Annotated in this window: 10 protein-coding genes; 2 read left to right on the plus strand and 8 right to left on the minus strand. The window is 35.4% G+C overall.

Annotated features, from left to right (window positions below):
• Positions 1-4 precede the first annotated feature (4 nt).
• From GIY83_RS03980 to GIY83_RS04005, 6 genes are all read right to left on the minus strand, one after another.
• Positions 5-1030, minus strand: a complete 1026-nt coding sequence (locus GIY83_RS03980) for an isoaspartyl peptidase/L-asparaginase family protein (RefSeq protein ID WP_208684895.1) — start codon at positions 1028-1030, stop codon at positions 5-7.
• A 90-nt stretch (positions 1031-1120) separates the two neighbouring features.
• Entirely contained in the window at positions 1121-2200 is a 1080-nt protein-coding gene (locus GIY83_RS03985; RefSeq protein WP_208684902.1) for a putative glycoside hydrolase, read from the minus strand.
• A 6-nt stretch (positions 2201-2206) separates the two neighbouring features.
• Entirely contained in the window at positions 2207-3274 is a 1068-nt protein-coding gene (locus tag GIY83_RS03990; RefSeq protein WP_208684904.1) for a carbohydrate-binding family 9-like protein, read from the minus strand.
• Positions 3275-3282: 8 nt separating this feature from the next.
• On the minus strand, positions 3283-4248 hold the full coding sequence (locus GIY83_RS03995; RefSeq protein ID WP_208684906.1) for a glycoside hydrolase family 130 protein: 966 nt from the start codon (positions 4246-4248) through the stop codon (positions 3283-3285).
• 148 nt (positions 4249-4396) lie between these two features.
• Positions 4397-6274 carry a sodium:solute symporter family protein gene (locus tag GIY83_RS04000; protein ID WP_208684908.1) on the minus strand — a complete coding sequence of 626 codons (1878 nt, stop codon included), beginning with the start codon at positions 6272-6274 and terminating at the stop codon, positions 4397-4399.
• A gap of 51 nt (positions 6275-6325) precedes the next feature.
• Entirely contained in the window at positions 6326-8566 is a 2241-nt protein-coding gene (locus tag GIY83_RS04005; protein WP_208684910.1) for a GH92 family glycosyl hydrolase, read from the minus strand.
• A gap of 121 nt (positions 8567-8687) precedes the next feature.
• Here GIY83_RS04005 and GIY83_RS04010 point away from each other — a divergent pair, with 121 nt between their 5' ends.
• Both GIY83_RS04010 and GIY83_RS04015 read left to right on the plus strand, forming a co-directional pair.
• Positions 8688-9746, plus strand: coding sequence for a sensor histidine kinase (locus tag GIY83_RS04010; RefSeq protein ID WP_194618257.1), 1059 nt, complete (start codon positions 8688-8690; stop codon positions 9744-9746).
• 68 nt (positions 9747-9814) lie between these two features.
• Positions 9815-10528 carry a LytTR family DNA-binding domain-containing protein gene (locus tag GIY83_RS04015; protein ID WP_194618256.1) on the plus strand — a complete coding sequence of 238 codons (714 nt, stop codon included), beginning with the start codon at positions 9815-9817 and terminating at the stop codon, positions 10526-10528.
• Between the two features lie 311 nt (positions 10529-10839).
• On the opposite strand, the gene nagB is transcribed toward GIY83_RS04015, so the two are convergent.
• Positions 10840-12753, minus strand: coding sequence for a glucosamine-6-phosphate deaminase (gene nagB, locus GIY83_RS04020; RefSeq protein ID WP_208684912.1), 1914 nt, complete (start codon positions 12751-12753; stop codon positions 10840-10842).
• A 140-nt stretch (positions 12754-12893) separates the two neighbouring features.
• A complete protein-coding gene (locus tag GIY83_RS04025; RefSeq protein WP_208684914.1) occupies positions 12894-14993 on the minus strand; it encodes an alpha-L-fucosidase in 2100 nt (699 codons plus the stop codon).
• Positions 14994-15029: the final 36 nt, after the last annotated feature.

Consider the following 15029-nt stretch of genomic DNA (forward strand, 5'->3'; position numbering starts at 1 on the left):
TGGGTTATTTATCCCAGGACATTTTAAATTTCGCATCTTCCATTCTGTGTCCTTTTTGATCATCCGAAACAGCATAATTAAATCCTGATCTTAAACTGTAACCCGCATATTGTCCGTTTTTATTCAAAGCAATAAAACCTACCTGCAGATATTCCATGTCTTTATGGTTTTTATGCTTGTTGTAAATACGTTCTGTGATTTCTTTGCACGCATCAAAAGGCGATTTTCCCTGGCGCATTAACTCGACCACCATCGCACTTCCTGCGGTTCTAATAACGGCTTCTCCTAATCCTGTTGCAGCTGCAGCACCCACCTCATTATCCAGAAAAAGACCCGCGCCGATAATTGGGGAGTCACCGACGCGACCGTGCATTTTCCAGGCGGCTCCACTTGTGGTACAGCCTCCTGCAAGATTGCCGTCTTGATCTAACATTAGCATGCTTATGGTATCGTGATTTTCTATATTTATTACGGGTTTGTATTTTGAATCTTCCAGCCATTTTTTCCAGTCTTTTTCAGATTCCGAAGTCAATAGATTTTCTTCTTTAAAACCTTCTGATAAAGCAAATTGCAAAGCGCCTTGTCCTGCCAGCATAACATGAGGTGTTTTTTGAAGTACTAATTTCGCAACCGAAATAGGATGCATAATATTTTGCAGAAAACAAACTGAACCACAATTGCTATTATGATCCATAATGCAAGCGTCTAAGGTTACTTTTCCCTCGCGATCCGGATACCCGCCATAACCAACACTGCGAACATTCGGATCTGCTTCGGGAATTTTCATACCAGCCTCGATTGCATCAAGAGCCGGTTTTCCTGCTTTTAATTGTTTCCAACTTTCCTGGTTTGCAGGTAAACCATGATTCCAGGTCGAGATGATAATGGGCTTTTTTTGTTTCTTATCACCCTTTGTTTTATTCTCTTTTTCATCTTCTTTATTGGCCGCAAATCCGCTATACCCTAAAGCAGTCGTAATTGCAATTGTACCTAAAGCTGATTTTTTTATAAAATCCCTTCTATTTGACATGATTTTAATATTTTAGTTAAGTATTTCGGGCCATAAGTTATGCATTTACTGAGAATTCCTTAAAAAATATTCATAACTAATTTTAGTTTATTATTTTAAACCAGCCTTAGTTGCTGCAATAGTTTTTAAATTACTCTCAGACAAAGCATTTCCGTCAAAAAAAGAAACTCCTGTTGCTCCGTTTTCTTTGGCCAGTAAAATCGCTTCTTTCAATTCCTTATCCGATTTCAATCCGGGAATATAAATTCCGGTGTTTATTTTGGTTTGTTTTCCCTCTAAATCAGTAACCCCTTGTTTGGTTGCAAAACCCACCCAATCCAGTTCTTCATCATAAAAACTGTGATAAATCATAGGATATACTTCATCAATATTCCATTTATCCCAACGCTGACGTACCATATGATCTGCCATTTCAGGATAAGGAAATACCGCTGCAGTTAAATTCTTATTGTGTTTGTGCGCAATTTTATACGCATCATCAACAACTGCTTTTATGGCATTTAACCTAAAGTTTTTCCACTCCATATCGATAGAAGTGTTGTGACTTGTTTTTGGATTTTTATGATGTATTTTTTCGAATGCTTTTATGCATTCCTCACAATAACAAAAATCAAATTGAGGCAATTCTGTATCCTGAACTAAATTGTATTTTGGCAATAAACTAATTGGTAAGAAGATATCCGGAAAACGAATGTAATCCAAGTGAACACTTTCTATTCCTTCTACTTTTGCCAGTTCTTCGACCAAGTTTAAAACATGTTGTCTGGATGCTTTTCTAGTTGGACACAACCATTGGTAATAATCCACATACGGGCGATTGTCAAAACAGGATTTTCCTTCTTTACTTACCTGATACCAGTCCGGATGCTGCAAGGCAATCGAGTCATCAGGTCTGTTCATTGCCATAATCCAAGCATGAACTTTTAGACCTTCTTTGGTAGCTAAAGGCACTAATCTTTTAAGAAGTTTTGGATCTGTTTTGGTATTGATTAATACTTCATCGATTCCGCCATCTTTATATTTTTTAAATTCTTTTGAATAATCTGCATCTGATTTTTTAGGATCTGCCGTTGTCCAGACTCCAAATTTAAAAGTGGTTTGTTCTTGTTTTTTCGCACATGAAAAAATGCTTAATGCCAATAAAAGAAATAATAGTTTTGGTAGTTTCATAGTGGTTTATTTTTGGATTATTTTGCCGTCTTGCCTTACAACTAAGGTCTGATTTGAAAAAGGGCTTTTTACTGAAATATTGTAACCTGTTGTGTGATTTTCTAATACCGGTTTTAAAATTTTACCCTCAACGGTGATCGTTTCTTTGGTAAGATTTACCAAAGATTTCGCCCATGTTTTGTGCTGATTGTAATATTGTTTTTGAGCTCTGTATAAATTGTAAAGCTCCCATCTTACTTTTTCATCCTGCGGAATTGTAAAACTGTCTTTTCCTTCTTTCGAAGAAAAATAAACATAGCCCCACTTCTCCGGTTCATGCATGTTGATCACCCCCATTGGCGACCAAACCCAGTTGTACTCCGGCAAGAACTTTCCATCTGGATCTTTTTTGCGTTGGTAACTGCCATTTCTTACCGTATGCTGCCAGTTTACCCGAGAGAAATTGACTCTCCAAAACTGATCCGCCGGAACATTTTTTTCATTGTATGATTTTCTATAAGATGCCCAGGGAATTGCCATTTCTAATACCCAACCTTGATCAGTATCATTTGGATTGTTAAGCGTTCCTTTGATTTTTACCGCCGATTTCAGCCCCGGAATATTCCAGTCATTCAAAACTACGTTATCATTTTCTCTGTAAGGTTTTGACAAAAACAGATCCCAGGCTGTATTTAAGGCATTAATTTCTAATTCATAATAGTTAAAAGTATCGCTATCGGGATCAATAAAAACTTCAAAATCGTTGTTGTAAAAGATAATGGTATCACGTTGTTTCAAATTTGCCCAAACATGTGGTTCATCAATTTTTGCCAATATGTAAAAATTGGTTTCATCCCAGAGCATTTTTACTTTTGTTTCGTATTTTGGTTTTACATTATTTTCTATATCTTCAAAAAGATCAGTCCAATCTGCTTTACTCCATGAAGTATCAGAATCATCTCCATCTATTACAATTGGAGTAGTTGTTTTTGATGCTACATAGGTTTTAGGTAGAATTGTTTTTTTCGATTGTGAATTACTCACTATCGAAAGAAACCCTAAAGCGACTGTCAACCATTGAATTTTTAAACGCATGCTTTTTATTATAAACTGTTATCTTTTGTAAATTGTAATACCTCGCTTAATTTACCAAATGCCATAGCCACAACAGTATCTGCTGCACCATAATATACGGCTAATTTATCTTGTTCAATGTTGTGCAAGGCAGCGCACGGGAAAACCACGTTTCCTACATCTCCTACTTGCTCGTAAATTTCTGCAGGTCCTAACAAATAAGGCTGTGTTCTGTATTTTACCTGATCTGGCGAAGCTGTGTCTAATATTGCTGCTCCCATAGCATAACGGAAACCGTTGCAGGTATTAATAACTCCATGGTATAACATCAACCAGCCTTCCTTTGTAAGAATCGGGATGGGTCCTGCTCCTACTTTTGTACATTGCCAGGCACTTTGCTCAAACGGAGATGGTTTCATGACCAATCTATGTTCTCCCCAATATTTCATATCCGGGCTGTAACTGATCCAGATATCTCCAAAAGGTGTATGTCCGTTATCACTAGGACGACTTAACATCGCGTATTTTCCGTTTATTTTTTGCGGAAACAAAACCCCATTTCTGTTGAAAGGCAAAAAGGCATTTTCGCATTGAAAAAATTCTTTAAAATCAAATGTATAACCAATTCCGATGGTTGGTCCGTTATATCCATTACACCAGGTAATCCAATAACGATCTTCAATAAAAACAACACGAGGATCATATTTATAAGCAGATTCTATCATTTCAGTATTACCGGATTGCATCACAATTGGTTCATGATTAATATCCCAGTCGATTCCGTTTTTACTGAAACCTGCAAAAATATTCATCTGCACGGCTTTATTATCACATCTAAAGACACCTGCGTATCCGTCCTTAAAAGCAACAACGGCGCTATTAAATATACTGTTTGATGATGGTATTGCGTATCTGTCGATAATGGGATTTTCAGAATATCTCCACATTACTTCAGTGCTGTTTTCGGGTCTGTCTTGCCAAGGAATTGTACTCATGCTCTCTTTCTTTATTATTATAGATTGTTTTTTGTTTTTTCTTTGAGAATATTTTAAACACATTAGAAATCTATGTTCTCTGTGTTGATTTTTTTTGTCCTGAGAGCTTTCTTAAAGTTTAAACTTTGACAAAACTCTTGTTAATGAATTAATCTTCTATTTTTCTAACTTTATCTAACCATGTAAACTTCAAAATTGTTGTTGTTGCCAAAAAGACAATTAAAGCCGTAATTGCTTTTGGATAATCTCTGATGATAAAGAAAATTGGAAGCAAAATCATACTTGACTGCCATACAATTCCGATAAGGCAATTGAGCATATCTTTCCAGAAATCATTATTTTTTTCGAAAGTCTGGTCTTCTATTTTTAATGTTTTATAAACAGGATTCCACCATCCCCAGGGTCTTACATTGGTATAGAAAGATCTTAAAACTTCGATATCTGTTGGTTTACTTAAGAAAGTTCCTATAAGACATCCAAAGATGGAGAAACCAAATATTATTGGAAACAGGTAAATGGCCTGTACTTGCGCTAAATCGTATAAAAATGATCCTTGGGATAAACTTCCTTTGGCCTGACCTAAAGCAAATTGTAAAGAAGCTACAATTAATCCGGCGAACATTCCCCAGAAATAACCCCAGCCGTTAAAACGCCACCAAATCCATTTTAGGAAATTCGCTGCCACATAACCTCCGTATAATGCACTTGTGATCCATAGAGTTAGAGAGTTAATAGAATCGGCAAAGAATCCCATAAAAACCCCTAAACCAACCACAAGAAAAGAAGAAATCTGACTCACTTTTATATAATGTTGATTTGTTGCAACCGGTTTGAAGTATTTTTTATAAATATCATTTACAATATAAGCCGGTCCTGCATTAACAAAGGCAGAGAATCCAGACATAAAAGCGGCTAGTAAACCTGCAAGAAGAATTCCTTTTATCCCAACGGGAATATATAAATTAACCACTTTTGGCATTAATAATTCTAAATCGGCTCCGGTCAAACCTGTATTGGCATTAAGCTCGGGTGCCAGATTGACCAAAGCAATTACCACAATTCCTGTAATCAATAAATATCTAGGTATAAATAAAATCAGGTTGGTAAAACCACTCATATAGGCCGCTTCTTTTACAGATTTTGTAGAAAGAATTCTTTGCAAATCGTAACTTGGTGTAGGACCGGCAATACTGGCGAAAAAACCTTTGAATAATGTCATGCCTATAAAAGCACCAAACATTTTGTATCCTTCTGAATCGATCAAATTATTGAAGGTTTGAAATTTATCGCTCCACTGGGTTTCAAACTGCCAGCCAAAGAAAACATTTTTCCATTCATCGGTAATAACCGAATTTATCTGTAGGTCTGTATAATTGATAAAAGCATAACCTGCAATTAGAACTCCGGCAATAATCATGATTAAATATTGCACGACTTCTGTGGCCACTACAGAAAACATCCCTCCCTTAACGGTATAAATTGTCGTTAATAAAATGATAATTAAAGCATAAGATCGCTCTGATGTTAATAGGATTAAATCGCCGTAATGAAGCGTTAAATCCCAAGGAAGAATAATGGTCACAAATTTTCCGATTCCTTCAAAAAAATAAGCGATGAAACCAATTGTCGAAATAATGGCAAAAACAGCCACAATAATATGCGATGCTTTTCCAGCTCTGTCACTGCCAAAACGGGTTAAAATCCATTCAGAACCTGTCATTACTTTTGATCTTCTGATCCAGACAGCCAGGAACATCATTACAAAAATCTGATTCCATATGGGCCAGAGCCACATAAACATAAAACTTTTTACGCCATATAAAAACAATACTCCAATCATCCAGGAAGTTCCTGAAACATCAAACATTCCTGATCCGTTGCTTAGACCTAAAAAATACCATTTGATTGTTTTTCCGCCAAGGAAATAATCATCTAATCCTTTTGATGCTTTTCTTGAAATCCAAATTCCTATTCCTACTGAGAGCAGAATATAAGCTACGATGATCGATACGTCAATGATATCCATTAATTTACTTTTTATTTATTAGTTAGTTGCTTTGGCTCATTATTTTTTTGCCTATTTTTTTATTCCCCAATTTTTATTTGGTTCAGCTCCCATTACAAAATGTAAAATTCCTCCTTTTACTATTTCTTTATGTGAGATAGCTGTTTGGTTAAATTCAACTCCGTTTAAAGTGGCTGACTGGATATAAAAGTTTTTATCCGAAACCTTTTCGGCTTCGATCACAAAGGTTTTTGCGTCTTGGAGATGGATGGTTACTTTTTCGAAAATCGGACTTCCAATTTCGTATTCTCCTGAAGCAGGATTCATAGGATATAATCCCATTGAACTGAAAACATACCAAGCCGACATTTGCCCGCAATCTTCGTTTCCGCTTAATCCATTGGGTGTTGTATTGTATTGCGTATCCAGAATATGACGTACCCAATATTGTGTTCTCCAGGGCTGTCCGGCATAATTGAACATATAAGCGATATGATGACTTGGCTCATTGCCATGTGCATACTGACCTATTAATCCGGAAATATCTGCCGAGATATTACTTCCGGTAATCTCTGAACTTTCGGTAAATAACTGCTCTAAACGTTTTGTAAAAACTTCATTGCTTTTGTGCAACGAAATAAAATCATCAACGTTTTGTGGTACAAACCAGCTGTGCTGCCAGGCATTTCCTTCGGTATAATCGGTATGTTCTCTGTGGTTGGAATGTTTTGGATCGAAGGGTTCATTCCAGGATTTTCCATCTTGAGATTTTCCTCTCATAAAGCCTGTCTTTGGATCAAATAAGTAACGATACGCTTTTGAACGGTTTAGAAAAAATTCATAATCTTCATTTTTCCCCAAGGCTTTTGCCATTTGCGCCACGCACCAATCATCATAAGCATATTCTAAAGTTATAGTCACCGATTCGTCTAATAAATTATAAGGAATGTAACCGTATGTTTTGTAGTAATTCAAGCCACGTTGGTCCTGCATCATTGTAACTTTCATCGCTTGATATGCTTTTTCGGCATCAAAACCTTTTATGCCTTTTTGGTAGGCATCTACAATTACAGGAATGGAATGATATCCTGTCATGGTGTTGGTTTCGTTGGCATAAAGCGTCCAGACCGGTAATATTTTTTTAGTATCGTAATATTGCAGCATTGAGTTTACAATGTCTGAAACTTTCTCTGGCGCTAGTAAAGTCAATAAAGGATTTTCTGCTCTAAAAGTATCCCATAGTGATAAGGTCGAGTAAGCGGTATAATCTTTTGCTGTAGCAATTTGATCATCCTCTTTTCTAAACTGACCATTTTTATCACTATAGGTTACAGGGGCAACTTGAGCGTGGAACAATGCGGTATAGAAAATTGTTTTTAATGAATCGGTTGGTGTCTGAACCTCGATTTTGCTTAAAGCCGAATTCCAGATTTTTGCTGCTTCTGATTTTGTTTTATTGAAATCGTCTTTTTCGTCCAGATTGTCTTTGGCATTAGCCACACTTACAGATGACAAAGCGACTTTTACATCTAGTTCTTCACTATTATTAGTATCAAAAAATAATTGTGCTGCGGTGTTTTCTCCTTCTGCGCTATTTGCTGTAATCACTTGCTTATTAGCCAATAATACCGATTCTGAAATAGGTTTTGAAAATTTAGCAACAAAAAACACTTTCTGATTTTTTGCCCATCCGGTACTAAAACGATAACCGCTTATCGTATACTGATCTTCGATTGTAAGTCCGGTTCTCAGCGCTTTGTCCCAATTAATAGCAAAACCAAGATCGATTATAACAGATTGTTTATCGTTTTTGGCAAAAGTATACCTATGGAATGCTGTACGTAGTGAAGAAGTTAATTCTACATTGATTTTAGGATCCTCAAGAAAAACCTGGTAAGAGCCCGGTGCTGCTTTTTCGTTAACATGACTGTATTTTGATTTATAAGGTAATTGATCTTGTGAGGTAGTTTGGGCCGTTAAATCGAGTTTTTTATTGGTGGGCATAAATAAGATGTCGGCCAAATCACCAATTCCGGTTCCGCTTAAATGCAAATGACTGAATCCAGATACAATAGAATCTGAATAATGATATCCTGAACACCAATCCCAGTTCGAAATACCATTATCAGGACTTACCTGCAACATCCCGAAAGGAACGGTTGCTCCGGGATAAGTATGTCCGTGCCCTCCGGTGCCGATAAAAGGATCTACATATTTAACAAAAATATTTGCCTTACTATTATTTTTGTATGTCTTTATTTTACAACTTGCAATTAGAATTGCAAATAAAACCAGCAGGATAAAATTCTTCATATAAAACAACCTTAATTTAACTTTAAATTTAAACAAATCAGACTTTTATTAAAACTAATTTAGACGGACGACGTATAAACTAAGATAAACATCAAAAAAAGTCACAAAACGCGCCATTATCATGAATTTCAATTCCAGCAAACTATATCGAATACCGTTGCATTATCACGTCATTTTTTGGCTTACTTACTTTTTATTTAATACATTTCGTTGGGGTAGCTATTTTAATGATTACCTCTATTCCCTTAAAACAAACTTATTGGGGTTTCCCATTCACATGACCTTATGTTATCTCAATATTTTAATTTTTATGCCTTTTCTGGTGTATCGAAAAAAATATCTTTTATATGTACTTGCCGTGTTATCATCTTTATTTTTGATGGTGATTTTAAAATTTAACCTTACTTATTTATTAATCACGCATAATGTTTGGCCGGAAGGCCCTGAAACTATAGATAAATTAACGCTCAATTATACTATTGATATGATGATGGGGGAACTCTATGTAATCACTTTTGTAACGGCAATCAAGATTACTTTAGACTTTTTGAAAGAACAAAAAAGGGTAACTGATCTTGAAAAATCGCAATTAGAAACAGAATTGCTTTTTCTCAAATCACAAATTTCTCCTCATTTTTTCTTTAATACCCTTAACAACATTTATTCATTATCAGTCGAAAAATCAAATAAAACCCCGAAAATTGTTCTTAAATTATCTGAACTAATGCGCTATATGTTGTACGACACAAAAAGCAAAAGGCAGACTTTAGAGAATGAGATTCTTTGTATTCAAAACTATCTGGATCTGGAGCGCATTAGAAACGATGACAGATTGGTTGTAAATATGTCTATCTCCGGCGACATTCACGAGAAGGAAATTTCTCCTATAATATTATTGACCTTTATTGAGAATGCCTTTAAACATGGCGTAAACAAAAATACAGGACCTGTTACAATAGATATCAACTTTAAGATCAAAGGTGACTATCTTCATTTCACCATTTCAAACCCTATGGCAGAAATTACGCACCACAAGGACAATTTTAACAAGTCGAGTGGTATAGGGATCGAAAACGTTAAGAAAAGGTTAGAGTTAGGTTATAATAAAAGTGACTATAAGCTTTCATTTAAGAATAAAAAGAATATTTTTGTTGTAAAGTTGGTCATTAAAGTTACCTGAACACCTCTTTTCTTCGTATATACATTTACCTGCTAAATTATTTCGCTCAAATAACTAAGATTATAGAAATGAAGATACAATGTTTGATTATAGATGATGAGCCATTGGCGATTAATGTTATTAAAAATTATTTGGAGCCAGTTGAAAACTTTGAGGTAATAGATACTTTTAGTAATCCAATAGAAGGTTTAAACTTTTTGAAGAATAATAAAGTTGATGTGATTTTTCTTGACATCAATATGCCAGTTCTTGATGGCATAAATTTTATAAAAAGTCTTGAAAATCCACCAATCCTTATTATTACAAGTGCCTACAGCCAATTTGCCATTGAGACTTATGAGTTAGATGTATTAGACTATCTGGTAAAGCCTATCGAATTCCCAAGGCTTATGAAAACGCTCAATAAGATTAGCAAAAGACTTGAAACTAAAAACAGTGCTCCTCAGGAGAACAGTGCTGAGAGTCCTTTTATTTTTGTCAAAATTGATAAAAAAAGAATGAAGAAGATTTTATTTAATGAAATTTTGGTTATCGAAAGTCTTAAAGATTATTTAAAAATAAACACCCTAACAGGTAAATACATCATACACAGCACGCTATCTGACTTTACAGATTTACTGCCCGAAAGAAATTTTTTAAGAATACACCGCTCTTACACTATAGCTATTGATAAAATTGATGCTGTTGAAGGAAATAGTATCGAAATTGAAGGTTTAAGATATGTTATTGGAAGATCTTATATTGACCATGTAAAACAAAGGATTCTAAATTCTTCTATTTAGTTGTCACTCTGAGCAAAGTCGAGGACTTTATTATTACAAAACCTTTATAAAAGTTTTAAAACTTTTATAAAGGTTTTTTTGATTTATTTGTGGAGCTACTTTGCGCCCTTGGACTTTGTCGGGGTGACAAAAAATGAGAAAACTTTGCACTCTTTGCGAAATCTTAGCGCTCCTTGCAGTTAAAAATCTTTGCAGTTAAACGAAAATATCACAAAAAAAAATGCAGCCTTACCAGGGCTGCATTTTCAAATTGGCAACTAACCAAATAAACCACATGAAATAGTTTATTATACATTTTAGAGACTAATCATCTAAAAATAATATCGCCTAAAAGCTTCAATAGCCGAATAGTCTGCTAAACCTAAAGCGTGATATTTTTCTGCTGTTAATCTGTTTCTGTCTTCTACTCTTACCCAAAACTCACGACTGTCATCTCCCTGAAACATTACTCCATCTTTTTGAGACTGGTGATAGAAGATGGCATGACGTTTTTTAAGAACCTGATCAGGGCTCATTGGAACTGCCATTTCGATTTGGTACGATTCCCACTCATGCCAGGCTCCTCTATACAACCAAACCCAACAGTTTTTCATATAACTATGGTGTTTTACTCTTTTTAAGGCCTCAAACAAGCTATCCAGACAAACTTTATGTGTTCCGTGCGGATCTGCTAAATCTCCTGCGGCGTATATTTGATGTGGTTTTATCCTTTCGATAATATCACACATAATTTCTATATCAGCCTCTCCAAGGTTATTTTTCTTAACTGTTCCGGTTTCATAAAATGGTAAATCTAAAAAGTTAACATTCGAGTCCGGCAGTCCCAAATATCGGGTTGCAGCAAGAGATTCACTTCTTCTAATGAATCCTTTTAATTTTCTAACCTCTAATGAATCAATATCATTTGTTTTTTTATTTTTTAAAAATTTAATGATATTTTCCGCTGCATCAGAATCTTTATTCAATGCCATTGAAATTTCAGCAAATTTTAAAGCTTCTTCGTTTGAAACTGCAATATTTCCTGAGGTTTGATACGCAATATGCACATCATGTCCCTGCTCTACCAATCGGTCAAAAGTTCCTCCCATTGAGATCACATCATCATCAGGATGTGGACTAAAAATGATAATTCTCTTTCTCTCCGGAGTAGCGCGTTCGGGTCTGTAGGTATCATCTGCATTTGGTTTTCCCCCCGGCCAGCCTGTTATTGTTTGCTGCATTTTATTAAACATTTTTATGTTTAAATCATAAGCAGTTCCTTCCTCTGTCAAGAGACTAGACATCCCGTTATCGTTATAGTCTTTATCTGTAAGTTTAAGGAAAGGCTTTTTGGTCAATTCACTTAATCCTGCAATTGCTTTGAGTTTTAATTCTTCTGTCCAGATTACAGACTTAACCAGCCAGGGAGTTTTCACTCTTGTTAATTCTGATGATGCTTCTGTATCTAAGACAAATGTCGTGTTGTTATGCTGTTGTAGATATGTTGCCGGAACTTGTGAGGAAATTTCGCCTTCAATTGTGCTCTTGATAATTTCAGCTTTGCTGATTCCCCATCCCAGAAGTACAATCCTCCTGGCATTTCTTACTGTACCGATTCCCATTGTAATTGCTTTTCTAGGCACATTATCAATTCCCAGAAAAGAAGATGCTGCATCGATACGGGTTAAATGATCCAGCGTAATGCTTCTTGTTGCTGAATTTACATGAGATCCCGGTTCATTAAAACCGATATGTCCAGTTCTCCCAATTCCTAAAAGTTGAAAATCCAGTCCGCCATAGGCCTTAATCTTCATTTCGTAATCGATACAATATTGCTGTAAATCTTCTATGCTTATTCTTCCGTCAGGAATATTTATATTTTGTGGATGAATATTGACATGATTAAAAAGATGTTCATGCATAAAATGATAGTAACTCTGAATATTGTTCTTATCCATTGGATAATATTCATCTAGATTGAAGGTTACCACATTGGCAAAACTTAAACCTTCTTCTTTATGCAATCGAACCAGTTCTTCATAAACTTTTACAGGTGAAGATCCTGTTGCCAAACCTAAAACACAAGGTTCGTTTAACTCTTCTTTTCTCTGAATTATATTGGCTATTTCCTGAGCTACTAATATCGAAGCTTCCTTAGACGAATCGAAAATTACATTATGAATCTTCTCAAAACGGGTTTCTTCGAACTTTCCAGCTTCCTTAAAATTTATACTTTCTTTAATCATTTGTCTATTGTTGTGATTATTTGATATAAAATTAAATATTAGACAATGTAAATAATCAAAAATTCGACTAATAACCTGTAAGCTTCGCTAGAAAACATAATTATAAACTTCAAGAAAAAAGATCACAAATTAAAAACTGTTTATAGTGTTTCAATAATATTTATTTCTGCAATCGAAACTGTAGCTCCTTTTCCAACGGCCGACCTAGCAACAAAACGAATATACCTTGCTTTATCTTTTTTGAAGGTCTTCACCTGCTCGATTGGATTGCTTTTTATATTCGAAAATTCACCTTGCGATTGCAGTATCCATTCTACATTATCCAGACTGCTGTAGAACTCATAATTGGATATTAAATTGAGATTATTTCCCACTTGCTGTGGTATATAAGTAAATCCATTTATATCCAAAATACTTCCCATGTCGATTGTTATTTCCTGCGGAAGTTTATTCAAATTATCACCAAAACTCCAGTCTGTATTTGGATTTCCATCGATAATTCGGTTTACTGAGTTCAAATCGCCGCTGGAAGCAGTAAGTATTTTCCAGTTTTCTTTAGACGCTCCGTATTTTGCAGTTGTCACAGCACTGCTAATATTTTCGACTGCATCAATAGCAAACGCTTTAATCTCAAACGCTTTCTTGTATTGAAACACTCCTTTATATAAGATACTTTTTTGGGTTGGATTGCTTCCGTCAATGGTATAATAAATAGCATTTTCTCCTTGAGATTTTATTGTAACATTTCCGTTTTTATCTCTTAGAATTTTTGGCATACGCACAAAAGTTGGAGCATTATAGGCCTCAATATTTGAAATAAGAATGCTCGCTTTCGAATCGGCAATATTTATTTTTAATGCAGATGCTGTAACTCTGTCAATTCTTAAAATTCTTTTGTAACCAATAGTGGTTTCGTGGGCAAGGGAAATCCACTTTTCATCAACTTTAGCCTCTATATTAAATGCTTTAACGCGTTGTCCTAACTTTATATATTCCTGAAGCAAAATGCGATTAATGGGAGTTGGTTTATTAAATTCAAAAACTATAGAAGCTGATTTTATATTATCATCTGTTGCCCAATACGTGTTTTTATTTCGGTCAGAAACTTTTTTTGCTGCAAATGCTGCGTTGTTACCTCTAACGTTATCAGCGGAGATTTTTGTTGCGGTTAATACATCGGTTTTAAAATCTTCTTTGATTGTTGATACAAGTTCTTTTAATCTGGCTTGATCATTTTCATGTACTAATCCTCTTTTATCTACAGGTAAATTCAGCAATAAAGTAGCATTTCGCCCGATTGATTCATAATAAATATCGACCATTTCATCTAGAGATCGTACTTTATCATCTTCGATGGCGTGATAAAACCAGCCCGGTCTTATGGAAACATCTGCTTCACCGGGAACCCATTTCTCACCATCTTCATGACCGGACATAAACTCTGAATAATGTACTTTTCCGGCCAGCTCATCTCTCTGGCGAAGAAGACTCCAATTTGTTTTTCCGGCGCGACCTTCTTCATTTCCAATCCATCTTGCCTCTGAAGTCCCTACTCCCCAAACCAGTGTATTAGGAGCTATTTTATATATTAATTTATAGGTCTCATCCCATTTATAATATTCTAATGTGTTTATTTTCCGGGTTTCGTTTGCCCCTCCATAGTATCCGTCACCTCCGTTAGCACCATCAAACCACATTTCAAAAACATCTCCATAATTGCTCAGTAACTCTTTTAGCTGATTTCTAAAATAGGTAACATATTCAGGTTTGCCATAATCTGCGCGATTTCTATCCCAGGGCGAAAGGTACAATCCTAGTTTTAAACCATATTCTTTACATGCTGCCGCTAATTCTTTTACAAGATCTCCTTTACCATTTTTCCATGGAGAATTCTTTACAGATCGTTGCGTATAAGCAGAGGGCCACAAACAAAATCCATCATGGTGTTTGGCCACTAAAATGATTCCCTTCATACCGGCTTCTTTAACCACTCTTGCCCATTGGCGAACATCAAGATTGGTAGGATTAAAGAGCTCCGGAGATTCATCACCATAACCCCATTCTTTATTAGTGAATGTATTTAAGGAAAAATGAACAAAAGCATAAAACTCCATCTCCTGCCAGTCAACTTGTTTCTGGGTTGGCAAAGGGCCAAATGGTTCTGGAGGTTTTACTTTTTTCTGACCGCTAACAGTTGCTATCATGCAAAAAACACATAATAATAGAAAAGCATTTTTCATCGTGCTGTGATTAATAACTTATTATTAAATAGGAAC

It is taken from the genome of Flavobacterium sp. SLB02, from assembly GCF_009664855.1.
In the GTDB taxonomy this organism is placed as follows: domain Bacteria; phylum Bacteroidota; class Bacteroidia; order Flavobacteriales; family Flavobacteriaceae; genus Flavobacterium.

Bases quoted from the DNA above. Each gene is read 5' to 3' on its own strand.
- GIY83_RS03980 (WP_208684895.1), bottom strand. From the start codon at position 1,030: ATGTCAAATAGAAGGGATTTTATAAAAAAATCAGCTTTAGGTACAATT.
- GIY83_RS03985 (WP_208684902.1), bottom strand. From the start codon at position 2,200: ATGAAACTACCAAAACTATTATTTCTTTTATTGGCATTAAGCATTTTT.
- GIY83_RS03990 (WP_208684904.1), bottom strand. From the start codon at position 3,274: ATGCGTTTAAAAATTCAATGGTTGACAGTCGCTTTAGGGTTTCTTTCG.
- GIY83_RS03995 (WP_208684906.1), bottom strand. From the start codon at position 4,248: ATGAGTACAATTCCTTGGCAAGACAGACCCGAAAACAGCACTGAAGTA.
- GIY83_RS04000 (WP_208684908.1), bottom strand. From the start codon at position 6,274: ATGGATATCATTGACGTATCGATCATCGTAGCTTATATTCTGCTCTCA.
- GIY83_RS04005 (WP_208684910.1), bottom strand. From the start codon at position 8,566: ATGAAGAATTTTATCCTGCTGGTTTTATTTGCAATTCTAATTGCAAGT.
- GIY83_RS04010 (WP_194618257.1), top strand. From the start codon at position 8,688: ATGAATTTCAATTCCAGCAAACTATATCGAATACCGTTGCATTATCAC.
- GIY83_RS04015 (WP_194618256.1), top strand. From the start codon at position 9,815: ATGAAGATACAATGTTTGATTATAGATGATGAGCCATTGGCGATTAAT.
- nagB (WP_208684912.1), bottom strand. From the start codon at position 12,753: ATGATTAAAGAAAGTATAAATTTTAAGGAAGCTGGAAAGTTCGAAGAA.
- GIY83_RS04025 (WP_208684914.1), bottom strand. From the start codon at position 14,993: ATGAAAAATGCTTTTCTATTATTATGTGTTTTTTGCATGATAGCAACT.